The 14,440-nt window shown below is 66.0% G+C and carries 12 protein-coding genes; 9 read left to right on the top strand and 3 right to left on the bottom strand.

What is annotated here, in order from left to right; genetic code table 11:
* The first annotated feature begins 20 nt into the window (after positions 1 to 20).
* Positions 21 to 1,649 carry an ABC-F family ATP-binding cassette domain-containing protein gene (locus QXH22_RS01230; RefSeq protein WP_306274764.1) on the top strand — a complete coding sequence of 543 codons (1,629 nt, stop codon included), beginning with the start codon at positions 21 to 23 and terminating at the stop codon, positions 1,647 to 1,649.
* A gap of 65 nt (positions 1,650 to 1,714) precedes the next feature.
* Positions 1,715 to 1,912 carry a helix-turn-helix domain-containing protein gene (locus QXH22_RS01225; RefSeq protein ID WP_306240956.1) on the top strand — a complete coding sequence of 66 codons (198 nt, stop codon included), beginning with the start codon at positions 1,715 to 1,717 and terminating at the stop codon, positions 1,910 to 1,912.
* A gap of 3 nt (positions 1,913 to 1,915) precedes the next feature.
* Here the strand turns inward: QXH22_RS01225 and QXH22_RS01220 are convergent, their stop codons facing one another.
* The gene (locus QXH22_RS01220; protein ID WP_306274763.1) at positions 1,916 to 2,485 is read right to left on the bottom strand and encodes a TetR/AcrR family transcriptional regulator; all 570 of its coding nucleotides are present in this window, start codon (positions 2,483 to 2,485) and stop codon (positions 1,916 to 1,918) included.
* A gap of 20 nt (positions 2,486 to 2,505) precedes the next feature.
* Positions 2,506 to 5,334 carry an aconitate hydratase gene (locus QXH22_RS01215; RefSeq protein WP_306274762.1) on the bottom strand — a complete coding sequence of 943 codons (2,829 nt, stop codon included), beginning with the start codon at positions 5,332 to 5,334 and terminating at the stop codon, positions 2,506 to 2,508.
* A gap of 294 nt (positions 5,335 to 5,628) precedes the next feature.
* Here QXH22_RS01215 and QXH22_RS01210 point away from each other — a divergent pair, with 294 nt between their 5' ends.
* The 6 genes from QXH22_RS01210 (at position 5,629) to QXH22_RS01185 (ending at position 11,822) form a co-directional block, all read left to right on the top strand.
* Positions 5,629 to 6,189, top strand: coding sequence for a DUF6676 family protein (locus QXH22_RS01210; protein ID WP_306275926.1), 561 nt, complete (start codon positions 5,629 to 5,631; stop codon positions 6,187 to 6,189).
* Between the two features lie 233 nt (positions 6,190 to 6,422).
* Positions 6,423 to 7,844, top strand: coding sequence for an NlpC/P60 family peptidoglycan endopeptidase RipA (gene ripA / locus QXH22_RS01205; RefSeq protein ID WP_306240952.1), 1,422 nt, complete (start codon positions 6,423 to 6,425; stop codon positions 7,842 to 7,844).
* A 9-nt stretch (positions 7,845 to 7,853) separates the two neighbouring features.
* Positions 7,854 to 8,576 (top strand): NlpC/P60 family peptidoglycan endopeptidase RipB, encoded by a 723-nt coding sequence (ripB, locus tag QXH22_RS01200; protein ID WP_306240951.1) that lies wholly within the window; start codon positions 7,854 to 7,856, stop codon positions 8,574 to 8,576.
* A 153-nt stretch (positions 8,577 to 8,729) separates the two neighbouring features.
* Positions 8,730 to 9,842, top strand: coding sequence for a MoxR family ATPase (locus QXH22_RS01195; RefSeq protein ID WP_306240950.1), 1,113 nt, complete (start codon positions 8,730 to 8,732; stop codon positions 9,840 to 9,842).
* A gap of 32 nt (positions 9,843 to 9,874) precedes the next feature.
* Positions 9,875 to 10,786 (top strand): DUF58 domain-containing protein, encoded by a 912-nt coding sequence (locus QXH22_RS01190; RefSeq protein WP_371934195.1) that lies wholly within the window; start codon positions 9,875 to 9,877, stop codon positions 10,784 to 10,786.
* Positions 10,787 to 10,814: 28 nt separating this feature from the next.
* Positions 10,815 to 11,822, top strand: a complete 1,008-nt coding sequence (locus QXH22_RS01185; RefSeq protein WP_306240948.1) for a VWA domain-containing protein — start codon at positions 10,815 to 10,817, stop codon at positions 11,820 to 11,822.
* Positions 11,823 to 11,952: 130 nt separating this feature from the next.
* Here the strand turns inward: QXH22_RS01185 and QXH22_RS01180 are convergent, their stop codons facing one another.
* Positions 11,953 to 13,674: a cytochrome bc complex cytochrome b subunit gene (locus QXH22_RS01180; protein ID WP_306274761.1), complete on the bottom strand. Its 1,722-nt coding sequence runs from the start codon at positions 13,672 to 13,674 to the stop codon at positions 11,953 to 11,955.
* Between the two features lie 159 nt (positions 13,675 to 13,833).
* Here QXH22_RS01180 and QXH22_RS01175 point away from each other — a divergent pair, with 159 nt between their 5' ends.
* Positions 13,834 to 14,421, top strand: coding sequence for a TetR/AcrR family transcriptional regulator (locus QXH22_RS01175; protein WP_306274760.1), 588 nt, complete (start codon positions 13,834 to 13,836; stop codon positions 14,419 to 14,421).
* Positions 14,422 to 14,440: the final 19 nt, after the last annotated feature.

Genomic DNA, 14,440 nt, shown 5'->3' with positions numbered 1-14,440 from the left:
GCCGGACAAAAGGAGCGAATGTGATCACGGCTACGGACCTCGAGGTCCGCGCTGGTGCGCGCATCCTGCTCTCCCCGGACGGTCCGGACTTGCGGGTGCAGCCCGGCGACCGAATCGGATTGGTCGGACGGAACGGCGCAGGCAAGACGACGACCATGCGCATTTTGGCGGGGGAGGGCCAGCCATACGCCGGCTCGGTGACGCGTAAGGGCGACATCGGTTATCTGCCACAGGATCCCAAAGAGGGCGACCTCGACGTGCTGGCCCGCGACCGGGTGCTGTCCGCCCGTGGTCTGGACGTGTTGCTCACCGACCTGGAGAAGCAACAGGCGCTGATGGCCGAGGTTGCTGACGACGACGCGCGCGACCGCGCCATCCGCCGCTACGGCCAGCTTGAGGAGCGGTTCGTCGCGCTCGGCGGTTACGGCGCCGAAAGCGAAGCGGGCCGCATCTGCGCCAGCCTCGGACTGCCCGACCGGGTGCTGACCCAGCAACTGCGCACCCTGTCTGGTGGGCAGCGCCGCCGTGTCGAACTCGCGCGAATCCTGTTCGCGGCATCCGACAGCGGTTCCGGGTCCTCCACGACGTTGCTGCTCGACGAGCCGACCAACCACCTGGACGCGGATTCGGTTGGCTGGCTTCGGGATTTCCTGCGCTCCCATAACGGGGGACTGGTGATCATCAGCCACAACGTCGACCTGCTGGCCGACGTGGTCAACCGGGTCTGGTTCCTCGACGCGGTGCGGGGCGAGGTCGACGTCTACAACATGACCTGGCAGAAGTACCTCGACGCGCGCGCCACCGACGAGCAGCGCCGCCGACGGGAACGGGCGAATGCCGAACGCAAGGCCACGGCGCTGCGCAACCAGGCTGCGAAGCTGGGTGCGAAAGCGACGAAAGCTGTTGCGGCACAGAATATGTTGCGTCGTGCCGACCGCATGATGGCGGCCCTCGACGAAGAGCGCGTCGCCGACAAGGTGGCCCGCATCAAATTCCCCACGCCGGCCCCCTGCGGGCGGACGCCGTTGGTGGTCAAGGGGCTGAGCCGGACGTACGGCTCGCTTGAGGTCTTCACCGGCCTCGACCTGGCCATCGACCGCGGCTCGCGCGTGGTGGTGCTCGGGCTCAACGGTGCCGGCAAGACCACGCTGCTGCGTTTGCTGGCCGGTGTAGAGACCCCGGACACCGGCGGCCTAGAGCCCGGTCACGGGTTGCGGATCGGCTATTTCGCCCAGGAGCACGACACCCTCGACAACGACGCGACCGTCTGGCAGAACATCCGGCACGCCGCGCCCGAATCCGGCGAACAGGACCTGCGCGGTCTGCTCGGCGCCTTCATGTTCACCGGACCGCAACTCGACCAGCCCGCGGGCACGTTGTCCGGCGGCGAAAAAACCCGCCTCGCACTGGCCGGCTTGGTCGCCTCGACGGCCAACGTCCTGCTGCTCGACGAACCGACCAACAACCTCGACCCCGCCTCCCGCGAGCAGGTGCTCGACGCGCTGCGCAGCTACCAGGGCGCGGTGGTGCTGGTCACCCACGACCCGGGCGCGGCCGAGGCGCTCGACCCGCAACGCGTCGTGCTCTTGCCCGACGGCACCGAGGATTACTGGTCAGAGGAGTATCGGGACCTCATTGAGCTGGCCTGAGCGTCCGCTCACCCGAATTGCGTCAAAGCGGCACGCCAAGGGTCGCGGATTCCTACCCTGTTGCCATGCGGAAGTCAAAGGAGACCCGCGATCAGCTGTTGCATGAGTTGCGCAACGCCTACGAGAAGGGCGCCAGCATCCGTAAACTGGCCGCTTCGACCGGGCGGTCGTACGGCTCGGTACACAGCTTGCTGCGCGAGTCGGGAACCACAATGCGCAGCCGTGGCGGTCCCAATCACCGCGCAGTCAAACCCCCGGCCTGACCGTCAAGACCGGGAACTACGCACCGAGTTCTCGACGAGATCGAGCACCGCTGCCAGGCGCTGCGGATCCTCGCCTGAGGCCAACCGGGCCACCAGTCCGTCCAGCACTAGATCCAGGTAGCAGTGCAGCACGTCGGCGGGGACGTCCTCGCGCACCCGGCCCGCCTGCTTTTGCCGGTGCAGCCGATCGGTGGTCGCCGCCGCCAGTTCCGCTGACCGTTCTTCCCAGCCGCGACTGAACTCGGGGTCATGGCGCAGCTTGCGGGCGATCTCCAGTCGGGTTGCCAGCCAGTCGAACTGCTCGGGTGCGGCGAGCATCTCGCGCATCACCTGGATGAGACCAGAGCGCGACGCGACCTCCGCCATTCGCTGGGTGTCCTCGCGCGCCAGCGCGAAGAACAGGGCGTCCTTGTCCCGGTAATGGTGGAAGATCGCGCCGCGCGACATCCCGATCTCTTGCTCCAGCCGTCGCACCGTGGCTTGCTCGTAGCCGTACTCGGCGAAACAGCGGCGTGCACCGTCGAGGATCTGACGGCGCCGAGCCTCCAGATGGTCCTCGCTGACCTTCGGCACTGGCGGGTGTGAGCGCTCGGTTAGCCGGACTTGCTGGACTTGAGCATGTTGCGCAGCACGTACTGCAGGATGCCGCCGTTGCGGTAGTAGTCGGCTTCACCAGGTGTGTCGATGCGGACCACCGCGTCGAACTCGACCTTGTTGCCGTCTTCCTTGGTGGCGGTCACCTTCACCGTCTTCGGCGTTTTGCCCTCGTTGAGCGCCTCGATGCCGGTGATGTCGTAGGTCTCGGTGCCGTCCAGCTTCAGGGACTTAGCCGACTCGCCCTCGGGGAACTGCAGCGGGATGACGCCCATGCCGATCAGGTTGGACCGGTGGATGCGCTCGAACGATTCGGTGATCACCGCACGCACGCCCAGCAGCAAGGTGCCCTTGGCCGCCCAGTCTCGCGACGATCCGGATCCGTACTCCTTGCCGCCCAGCACCACCAGCGGAATCTTCTGCGCCGCGTAGTTCTGCGCCGCGTCGAAGATGAACGCCTGCGGACCGCCGTCCTGGGTGAAGTCGCGGGTGTAGCCGCCGGAGACAACTTCCCCTAATCCGGCAAGCACCTGGTTGCTTAGCCGGATGTTGGCGAACGTGCCGCGGATCATCACCTCGTGGTTGCCGCGTCGCGAGCCGAGGGAGTTGAAGTCCTTCGGCTGCACCCCGTGCTCCTCGAGGTACTGCGCCGCAGGGGTGCCCTTCTTGATCGCGCCGGCCGGCGAGATGTGGTCGGTGGTCACCGAATCACCCAGCAGTGCAAGGACTCTGGCGCCCTTGATGTCCTTGACCGGCTCCGGCTCGGCGGGCATGCCGTCGAAGTACGGCGCCTTGCGGACGTAGGTCGAGTCGTCGGACCATTCGAAGGTGTTGCCCTCCGGGGTTGGCAGCGACCGCCAGCGATCGTCGCCCTTGAAGACGTCGGCGTAGGACTCGGTGAACATGTCCCGGTTGATCGAGGAGGCGATCGTCTCCTCGATCTCCTGGGTGGTGGGCCAGATGTCCTTGAGATAGACCTCGGTGCCATCCTTGTCGACCCCGAGCGGGTCCGTTTCGAAGTCGAAGTCCATGGTGCCGGCGATGGCGTAGGCGATGACCAGCGGCGGCGAGGCCAGGTAGTTCATCTTGACGTCGGGGGAGATGCGGCCCTCGAAATTGCGGTTACCGGAGAGCACCGCGGTCACCGACAGGTCGTTGTCGTTGATCGCCTGGGAGATCTCGTCGGGCAGCGGGCCGGTGTTGCCGATGCATGTGGTGCACCCGTAGCCGCCCAGGTAGAAGCCCAGCTTCTCCAGGTAGGGCCACAGACCGGCCTTGTTGTAGTAGTCGGTCACCACCTGCGAGCCGGGAGCCATGTTGGTCTTCACCCACGGCTTGGACGTCAGGCCCTTCTCGACGGCATTGCGGGCCAGCAGCGCGGCCCCCAGCATCACCGACGGGTTGGAGGTGTTGGTGCACGACGTGATGCCCGCGACAACGACGGCGCCATGGTCGAGCACGAACTCGCCGCGGTCGGCCGACTTCACGTCGACCGGCTTGGAGGGCCGACCGGAGTGGCCGTTCGCGGCGGAGGGAACCCGGTCGCCCTCGCCGTCGTCGGCGAAGGACAGCGTTGCCGAGTCGCTGGCCGGGAAGGACTCCTCGACTGCCTCGTCGAGCTTGGTCTCCGGCGCCGGGTGGTTCTCCTCCACGTAGTTGTGAATGTCTTTGCGGAAGGCAACCTTGGCCTCCGACAACGGGATCCGGTCCTGCGGACGCTTCGGTCCGGCGATCGAGGGCACCACCGTGGACAAGTCGAGTTCGAGGTACTCGGAGTACTTCGGCTCATGGTCGGGGTCGTGCCACATGCCCTGCGCCTTGGCGTAGGCCTCGACGAGCGCGAGCTGCTCCTCGGACCGGCCGGTCAGGGTCAGGTACTTGATGGTCTCTTCGTCGATCGGGAAAATCGCTGCGGTAGAACCGAATTCGGGGCTCATGTTGCCTAGGGTGGCGCGGTTGGCCAACGGCACCTCGGCCACGCCGTTGCCGTAGAACTCGACGAACTTGCCGACGACGCCGTGCTTGCGCAGCATGTCGGTGACGGTGAGCACCACGTCGGTGGCGGTGACGCCGGGCTTGATTTCACCGGTCAGCTTGAAGCCGACAACCCGCGGAATCAGCATCGACACGGGCTGGCCCAGCATGGCGGCCTCGGCCTCGATGCCTCCGACACCCCAGCCCAGCACGCCTAGGCCGTTGACCATGGTGGTGTGGCTGTCGGTGCCTACGCAGGTGTCCGGGTAGGCCACGCCGTCGCGGACCATGACCGTACGGGCCAGGTACTCGATGTTGACCTGGTGCACGATGCCGGTGCCCGGGGGCACCACCTTGAAGTCGTCGAAAGCTCCTTGGCCCCAACGCAGGAACTGGTAGCGCTCGCCGTTGCGCTCGTATTCCAGCTCGACGTTGCGCTCGAAGGCGTCCGCGCGGCCGAACACGTCGAGGATCACCGAGTGGTCGATCACCAGCTCGGCGGGGGCCAGCGGGTTCACCTTCTCCGGGTCGCCACCCAGATCTGCGACGGCCTCACGCATGGTGGCCAGGTCGACGATGCACGGGACGCCGGTGAAGTCCTGCATGACCACCCGGGCGGGGGTGAACTGGATCTCGATGCTCGGGTTGGCGTCGGGGTCCCAGTTGGCGATCGCCTCGATGTGTTCTTTGGTGATATTGGCGCCGTCTTCGGTGCGCAACAGGTTCTCGGCCAGAACTTTGAGGCTGTAGGGGAGTTTCTTGGTGCCCTCAACGGCGTCGAGGCGATAAATCTCGTAACTGTTGTCGCCGACCTTGAGTGTGTCGCGGGCTCCGAACGAATTCTTGCTGCTCACATCAACTCCCGAAAATTCAGTTTGTGCCGCCGACGGGCCGTGTCGACGGTGCCGTGCAACTTTAACAGTACGCTTGTCCTGCAATGCGGGGGGCTGCCCGTAGCCCCCAGTCTTGTCCAGTGGGCTTCGCGGGGAAAGGGCGGCTGCCCTGTTCATCGAAACTGAACACACGCACACCGTCGGCGGCGTGTCGTGGGCGTGGTTGCAGTGTCGCGGTGCGGGGGGCGCGGCCGCCCGAAGCGGAGCCGGTACGGTGCTCCTAGCACCGTGGGAGGAGCGACGACTTTGACTTATTTGCCGCAGACCTATTTGCCGCAGACGATCCCGTTCCTGCCCGAATACATCCCGCAGGACGTCGACATCAACTCGATCAAGGCGCAAGTCGCCGCCGACGGTGTCGCGGCCACGCCGAACGTCGAACCCGGTCTGCAAGAAGTGGTCAGCCAGGCCCGCGGTGATGGCATCAACCTCAAGATCGTCCTGCTCGACCACAACCCGCCCAATGACACGCCACTGCGCGATATCGCGACCGTTGTCGGCGCCGACTACCCGGATTCCACGGTGTTGGTGCTCAGTCCGAGCTACGTCGGCAGCTACAGCAGCCACTACCCGCGGGTGACCCTCGAAGCCGGCGAGGACCACTCGAAAACCGGCAATCCCGTGCAGTCTGCGCAGAATTTCCTCAACGAACTCAACACGCCTGAGTTCCCCTGGACGGCTCTGACGATTGTTTTGCTGATCGGGGTGTTTGCGGCAGCCGTAGGAACCAGGTTGCTGCAGCTCGGTAACCGCCAGCCAGCAACCTCGGAGGCGCCGAGCGAGACTGCCTCGGTAGAGGGTGGCCAGGGCACTTAACCTGGCTTTCACCTATTCGTCTTCGTTGATACGACGCCTGCTCCGCTCATCGCGGCAAACCCCACAGGTCACTGTTCGGTCACAGTAAACGCACTTCCAGAGTGCGATTTGTGACTTGCGTTTCTTTAGCGACAAGTGTGACGTACGGTGCGATTGATGCTCTTGATGCCAATTGCTCTCTAGGTGAAAACCCGCGTCGTACACCCGATTTGCCCATAGGAGACCCAAGTCGCATGAGACGGACACGCCCGGGCTCTGCTTCGCGAACCGCCGCCAGGTTGGTCAGGCCAGCTGTGCCGACCGTGCTCAGCGTCGCGCTGCTGTTCGGCACGCCCGAGCTCGGAATGGCCAGGGCGGACCCGGCGGCTGACTCGATGGCGGTGCTCATCGCCAACGTCGCCAAGGCGAGCCAGCGTCTGGAAGACCTGGCCAACGCCGTCGAGATGGAGCAAGAGGGCGTCAACAAGGCGCTGGTGGCCGTCGAAGAAGCACGGGAACAGGCTGAGGTCGCCGGGCGGGAGCTGGAAACCAGCCAGCAATCGGTCAAGGACGCGAATGCGGCAATCGCCGCGGCCCAGCAGCGATTCAACTCCTTCGCCGCGGCCACCTACATGAACGGACCGTCGGACGGCTTCCTCACTGCTCGCAGTCCCGAAGACATGATCGCCGCCGCGTCGGCGGCCCAGACCATGACCACCAGTTCGCAGGCGGTGATGGCCAGGCTTCAGCGGGCGCGCACCGAGCAGGTGAATAAGGAATCCGTTGCGCGCCAGGCCAAGCAGAAGGCCGACAAAGCCGCCGCCGACGCCAAGTCCAGCCAAGACGCGGCGGTCGCGGCGCTCGGTGACACCCGGCGCAAGTTCGACGAGCAGCGCGAAGAGGTCAACCGCGCCGCCGCTGAGCGTGAGCAGGCCGAAGCCAAGCTGCAGGCCGCGCAACTGGTCGCATGGCACGCGGCCGGCGGGCAGGGCACGCCGCCGTCAGGCATGTGGGACTCGGCCGACGGACCCGGTGGCGGGCGTCGCTGGGACGGCTGGGACCCCACGCTGCCGCAGGTGCCCAGCGCGAACATCCCCGGTGACCCGATCGCCGTGGTGAATCAGGTGCTGGGCTATTCGGCGACGTCGGCGCAGGTGACCGCCCAGATGGGGCGCAACTTCCTGCAGCAGCTCGGCATCCTCAAACCTGACGACACCGGCATCACCAATGCGCCGGCGGCGGCGACGTCGGGCCGCATCCCGCGGGTCTACGGGCGACAGGCCTCCGAGTACGTCATTCGGCGCGGCATGTCACAGATCGGGGTGCCCTACTCCTGGGGTGGTGGCAACGCGGCGGGTCCCAGCAAAGGAATCGACTCGGGTGCCGGCATCACCGGCTTCGACTGTTCTGGACTGGTCCTCTACTCGTTTGCCGGCGTGGGAATCAAGCTGCCGCACTATTCGGGCTCGCAGTACAACCTGGGCCGCAAGATCCCGACCGCCCAGATGCGCCGTGGTGACGTCATCTTCTACGGCCCCGGCGGTAGCCAGCACGTGACGATCTACCTGGGCAACGGCCAGATGCTCGAGGCGCCCGATATCGGTTTGAAGGTGCGCACCGCGCCGGTCCGCACCAGCGGCATGACGCCGTTCGTGATCCGCTACATCGAGTATTAACGAGGTTCCATGCGTCACAAGCGATTTCGCTTCTCCTTGGTCTGGATCACCGCCTTGGTGACCGGGCTGTTGATCGCTGTTGCCGCTCCGGCCCCGGCTTCGGCCGAACCGGGTGAGTGGGATCCCACCCTGCCTGCCGCGATCAGCGCGGGCGCTCCCGGCGACCCGCTGGCCGTGGCTAACGCCTCGCTGCAGGCCACCGCTCAGGCGACCCAGACCACGCTCAACCTCGGCCAGCAGTTCCTTTCCGGGCTGGGCATCAACCTGGGCGGTTCGGCCGCTCCGGCGGCCGCCAACACCAGCGGTAGCCGGATCCCGCGGGCCAACGGGCGGCAGGCCATCGAGCACGTAATCCGGCGCGCCGGATCCCAGATGGGGGTTCCGTACTCCTGGGGTGGCGGCTCGCTGGATGGTCCGAGCAAAGGCGTCGACGACGGTGCTGGCACCACCGGTTTCGACTGCTCCGGCTTGATGCGGTACGCCTTCGCCGGGGTCGGCGTGCTGATCCCGCGGTTCTCCGGCGACCAGTACAACGCCGGGCGCCACATTCCGCAGAACGAGGCACGGCGCGGAGACCTCATCTTCTACGGCCCGAACGGCGGCCAGCACGTCACCATGTATCTGGGTAACGGTCAGATGCTGGAGGCATCGAGCCTGGCGGGCAAAGTCACCGTCAGCCCGGTGCGCAAGCCGGGAATGACGCCGTATCTGACTAGGATTATCGAGTACTGAGCCGGTGGGGCGACCCTGAGAGTCGCCTAATAGGGAACCGGCGACGTCGACGGAATTCCAGACGCCTGGAATAGTTGAACGCGGGCACGTCGCTGCCCCGCGACAGTGGTCGTGACAGCAGTTGTGTCCCGCATGAGCTCTGGAGGGTTATTGATGACAACGGCAGGTGGCGGTTACCCGGGCCAGGGTGCTCATTCGGGCCCACCCACCCATGAGGCGCCAATCGGCGGTGCCGACGGGTTGGCCGCCGAGGTGCACACTCTGGAGCGGGCCATCTTCGAGGTCAAGCGCATCATTGTGGGCCAGGACCAGCTGGTGGAGCGGATGCTGGTCGGCCTGCTCGCCAAGGGGCACGTGCTTCTGGAAGGCGTTCCGGGCGTCGCCAAGACGCTCGCGGTAGAGACCTTCGCGCGCGTGGTCGGCGGGACGTTCGCGCGCATCCAGTTCACGCCCGACCTGGTGCCCACCGACATCGTCGGTACCCGCATCTACCGGCAGGGCAAAGAGGAATTCGACACTGAGCTGGGCCCCGTGGTGGTCAACTTCCTGCTCGCTGACGAGATCAACCGTGCACCCGCCAAGGTGCAGTCGGCGTTGCTCGAGGTGATGGCCGAGCGCCACGTCTCGATCGGCGGTAAGACGTTCCCGCTGCCCAACCCGTTCCTGGTGATGGCGACGCAGAACCCGATCGAGCAGGAGGGCGTCTACCCGCTGCCTGAGGCGCAGCGCGACCGCTTCCTGTTCAAGATCAACGTCGGCTACCCCTCGCCCGAAGAAGAGCGCGAGATCATCTACCGGATGGGCGTCACCCCGCCGCAGCCCAAGCAGATCCTCGACACCGGCGACCTGCTGCGTTTGCAGGGTGTCGCGGCCAACAGCTTCGTCCACCACGCGCTGGTCGACTACGTGGTCCGCATCGTGACCGCTACCCGCCACCCGGAGCAACTCGGGATGAACGACGTCAAGACCTGGATCGCGTTCGGCGCCTCGCCCCGTGCCTCGCTGGGCATCATCGCCGCGGCCCGGGCGCTTGGCCTGGTGCGCGGTCGCGACTATGTGATCCCGCAGGACATCATCGACGTCATCCCCGACGTGCTGCGGCACCGGCTGGTGCTCACCTACGACGCGCTCGCCGACGAGATCACCGCCGAGACGGTGATCAACCGGGTCCTGCAGACGGTGGCCTTGCCGCAGGTGAATGCCGTTCCGCAGCAAGGACATTCGGTGGCACCGGTGATGCAGGGCGCCGCGGCGGGCGGTCGGTGACGGATAAAAAGGCGGTTCGCCATCCGCCCTCGATGCTGCGCGGCACCATCGACGACCCGAAGTTGTCGGCGGCGCTGCGCACCCTCGAGCTGACGATCAACCGCAAGCTGGACGGCATCCTGCACGGCGACCACCTGGGTTTGATCCCGGGGCCGGGCAGCGAGCCGGGGGAGTCGCGGATCTACCAGCCCGGTGACGATGTGCGACGGATGGACTGGGCGGTCACCGCGCGCACCACCCATCCGCACGTCCGGCAGATGATCGCCGACCGTGAGCTGGAAACCTGGCTGGTCGTCGACATGTCGGCCAGCCTCGACTTCGGCACCTCGGTGTGTGAGAAGCGGGACCTCGCGGTGGCCGCCGCGGCGGCGATCGCTTACCTCAACGTCGGCGGCGGCAATCGTCTTGGCGCGTTGATTTCCAACGGCGACAACATGATTCGGGTTCCGGCCCGGTCCGGCCGGGAGCACGTGCACAATTTGTTGCGCTCCATCGCGACCACGCCCAAGGCGCCGGTCGGGGTACGCGGCGACCTGGCCGCGGCGATCGACGCGCTACGCCGGCCGGAACGCCGGCGCGGAATGGCGGTGGTCATCAGTGACTTCCTGGGCCCGATCAACTGGATGCGTCCGCTGCGGGCGATCGCGGCCCGTCACGAGGTGCTCGCCATCGAGGTCCTCGACCCTCGCGACGTTGAACTGCCCGACATCGGCGACGTGGTGCTGCAGGACGCCGAATCCGGGGCGGTACGCGAATTCACCATCGACGCCCAGTTGCAGACGGATTTCGCTCGGGCTGCGGCGAAACATCGTGACGACGTGGCCCGCACCATTCGTGGTTGCGGCGCCCCGGTGATGACGCTGCGCACCGACCGCGACTGGATCGAAGACATCGTCCGTTTCATCTCCTCCCGCCGGCGCGGGGCAATGGCGGGACGCCGGTGACGGACTTCTACAACATGACGGGTCTGTTATGACGTTGCCGCTGCTGGGGCCGATGTCGCTGTCCGGCTTCGAACACTCCTGGTTCTTCCTGTTTCTGCTCGTCGTCGCCGGGCTGATCGCGCTGTATGTGGTGCTGCAACTGGCGCGGCAGCGGCGCATGCTGCGCTTCGCCAACATGGAGTTGCTGGAAAGCGTTGCGCCGAAACGGCCTTCGAAGTGGCGGCATATTCCGGCGATTCTGTTGGCGGCGTCGCTGGTGCTCTTCACCATCGCGATGGCGGGGCCGACGAACGATGTGCGGATTCCGCGTAACCGCGCCGTGGTGATGCTGGTGATCGACGTGTCGCAGTCGATGCGTGCCACCGACGTCGAACCCAACCGGATGGTGGCCGCGCAGGAAGCGGCCAAGCAGTTCGCCGACGAGCTGACTCCCGGAATCAACCTGGGGCTGATCGCCTACGCAGGCACGGCGACCGTGCTGGTGTCGCCGACGACCAACCGGGAAGCCACCAAGAACGCTCTGGACAAGCTCCAGTTCGCCGACCGGACCGCTACCGGGGAGGGCATCTTCACCGCGCTGCAGGCGATCGCCACCGTCGGCGCGGTGATCGGTGGCGGCGACACGCCGCCGCCGGCGCGCATCGTGTTGTTCTCCGACGGCAAGGAGACGATGCCGACCAACCCGGACAACCCCAAGGGCGCCTTCACCGCCGCGCGCACCGCCAAGGACCAGGGCGTGCCGATCTCGACGATCTCCTTCGGCACCCCGTACGGCTTCGTCGAGATCAACGACCAGCGTCAGCCCGTGCCAGTCGACGACGAGACATTGAAGAAGGTCGCGCAACTGTCCGGCGGTAACGCCTATAACGCCGCCACGTTGGCCGAGCTCAAGGCGGTGTACTCGTCGCTGCAGCAGCAGATCGGCTACGAGACCATCAAGGGCGACGCGAGCGTGGGTTGGCTGCGGCTCGGCGCTCTGGTCCTGGCTATCGCCGGTCTGGCTGCGTTGCTGATCAACCGCCGCTTGCCGACGTAGTCCAGCTGCGCAGCCGGAAAGGTCTGGCTGATCTTCCCCGGGTGAGCCTGCGCCTACAAGCCAGAGCCTCTGGCGGCGAGCCTGCGCCTCTGGCGATGAAGCACAGGGCCCGGCGCCGCACTGCGCGCGCTCAGCGCAATCTTGGCGTCTCCACCGAAGACTCGCTGTCCTCCGCGTGGTGACCGTTGCCCCGGGCGCCATTGAGGTCGGCGCCATTGACCCCGGCGCCATTGGCCCCGGCGCCATTGCGGCGCTCGCGTAGCGCGGTCAGGGCCCGCTGCTCCCCGGCGTGGGCAGCCTCGCGCAGAGCGGCCGCTTCGGCCGGCGGATCGGCGAACAGGAAGCTGCCCGAGCCGGGTCGTCCGCCCAGGCCAAGTTTGTTCATCCGCTTGGGAATTGGCGTGCCCTGATATTCCAGCGGGATCGGATGCCCGTGCTTGTCGACCGCGCCCAGCGGTTGGTGCAGTTCGACGTAGGCGCCGTGCGGCAGGCGTCTGATGATGCCCGTCTCGACACCGTGCTCGAGCACGGCGCGGTCACTGCGCTGCAGGCTGATGCACCAGCGGTAGCTGACGAAGTACACAACCGGCGGCAGTATCACCATGCCGATCCGCCCAATCCACGTCATCGCGTTCAAGGAGATGTGGAACTGGTAGGCGATGATGTCGTTGAACGACGAGAAGGTCAGCACGATGTAGAACGCGATTGCCATGGCGCCGATCGAAGTTCGCACCGGAACGTCGCGGGGCCGCTGCAACAGGTTGTGATGCGCGTTGTCACCGGTGAACCGCTTCTCCAGGAACGGATACACCACGAGCGTGCCCAGGATGACGCCCATCAGCACGGCTACGGCGACGGCGGCCGGAACGGTGTAATGGCCGATGTACAACTCCCAGGCCGGCCACAGCCGGACCAGGCCGTCGGTCCACATCATGTAGAAATCCGGTTGTGAGCCCGCCGCGACCTGAGAAGGCTTGTAGGGGCCCAGGTTCCAGATCGGGTTGATCTGCAGCAGTCCACCCATCAGGCCGAGCACGCCGACGATCGCGGCGAAGAAGGCTCCCGATTTGATCGCGAACACCGGCATCACCCGCACGCCGACGACGTTGTGTTCGGTGCGGCGCGGGCCGGGGAACTGGGTGTGCTTCTGGAACCACACCAACGCCAGGTGCACGCCGATCAGCGCCAGCATGATGCCGGGGAAGACCAGAATGTGGATGGCGTACAGCCGCGGGATCAGGATGTTGCCCGGGAAATCGCCGCCGAACAACAGCCAGTGCAGCCAGGTGCCGACCACCGGAATTCCCAAGGTGATCGACGACAGCGCCGCGCGCAGTCCGGTGCCCGACAGCAGGTCGTCGGGCAGCGAGTAGCCGAAGAAGCCCTCGAACATGGCCAGGATCAGCAGCAGCGACCCGACCACCCAGTTGGCCTCGCGCGGCCGGCGGAACGCGCCGGTGAAGAAGATGCGCGCCATGTGAACCATGATCGAAGCGGCGAACAGCAATGCCGCCCAGTGGTGAACCTGGCGCACGAACAGCCCGCCCCGCACCTCGAACGAGATGTTGAGTGCCGTTTCGTAGGCTCGCGACATCTCGACTCCCCGCAACGGCTGGTAGACGCCGTTGTAGGTGACTTCGCTCATCGACGGGTCGAAGAACAAGGTCAGGTAGACGCCAGTCAGCAGCAGGACGACGAAGCTGTACAGCGCGATCTCGCCCAGCAGGAACGACCAGTGCGTCGGGAAGACCTTGTTCAACTGACGCCGGAGCGCCGCGGACGGGTGATAGCGGGTATCGATCTCGTCGGCCTGGCGGCCCAGCACCGCGCCGGCATCGATTTTCGGACTCATCGGCGAACCTTCTGACTCGGCAGCATTGCAGTACAGATCTTTCATTAATGTACTACTCGTTCATTAATGAATGGGCAATACGCTTCTGGCCTGGATGTTCATCAGCTAACTTTCTCCATGATCGTTCGCGAACGTTGGCAGCGGGAAGGACGCGTTTCGATGACACCTGGCCGCGGCGCCCCGGGTGGTGAGCAGGGCGAGGACGCCCGGATCATCCGAACCCGTGCCGACGTCGCGCGCACCGCGTTCGACGTACTGGTTCAGGAAGGCTCCGACGCGCTGACTCACGCTCACGTGGCCCAGCGGGCCGGCTACTCCAAGACCACGCTCTACAAGCACTGGCCTACCCGGTTCGACCTTGCTGCGATCGCCCTGGAGGCCCTCGGCGAGGTTGAGCATCACGTTCCCACGGGAGATCTCCGCACCGACCTGATCGGCGAGCTCACCACGTTCCGGCAGGCGGTGCTCGACCACCGGCTCGATCAGGTGCTGTCCGCGATGACGCAGTGGGCGACGGACGACGTGATGAAAGAGGTCCGCGACAAAATCAACACCGACGGTCAGCGGACCATCCGCGGCATCCTGGAAGGTGCCTTCGGCGGTGCGCAACTGGAAGCGGCGATCTCGATGCTCTCCGGGGTGGTCGCGTGCCCGTCGCTGATGTTCGGCACGGTGCCCGACGACGACGTCATCGAGGCGGCGGTGGACATGGTGTTGTGCAACGTGCGCCGAACCGCTGGTCGGTGACCCCGGCGGACGTGCCCGT

The organism is Mycobacterium sp. TY814, from assembly GCF_030755175.1.
GTDB lineage: Bacteria > Actinomycetota > Actinomycetes > Mycobacteriales > Mycobacteriaceae > Mycobacterium.
This window is presented reverse-complemented; position numbering and strand designations above follow the sequence as displayed.

Coding starts and splice junctions, on each gene's coding strand:
- QXH22_RS01225 (WP_306240956.1), top strand. CDS start 1,715: ATGCGGAAGTCAAAGGAGACCCGCGATCAGCTGTTGCATGAGTTGCGC.
- QXH22_RS01175 (WP_306274760.1), top strand. CDS start 13,834: ATGACACCTGGCCGCGGCGCCCCGGGTGGTGAGCAGGGCGAGGACGCC.
- QXH22_RS01190 (WP_371934195.1), top strand. CDS start 9,875: ATGCTGCGCGGCACCATCGACGACCCGAAGTTGTCGGCGGCGCTGCGC.
- QXH22_RS01195 (WP_306240950.1), top strand. CDS start 8,730: ATGACAACGGCAGGTGGCGGTTACCCGGGCCAGGGTGCTCATTCGGGC.
- QXH22_RS01180 (WP_306274761.1), bottom strand. CDS start 13,674: ATGAGTCCGAAAATCGATGCCGGCGCGGTGCTGGGCCGCCAGGCCGAC.
- ripA (WP_306240952.1), top strand. CDS start 6,423: ATGAGACGGACACGCCCGGGCTCTGCTTCGCGAACCGCCGCCAGGTTG.
- QXH22_RS01185 (WP_306240948.1), top strand. CDS start 10,815: ATGACGTTGCCGCTGCTGGGGCCGATGTCGCTGTCCGGCTTCGAACAC.
- ripB (WP_306240951.1), top strand. CDS start 7,854: ATGCGTCACAAGCGATTTCGCTTCTCCTTGGTCTGGATCACCGCCTTG.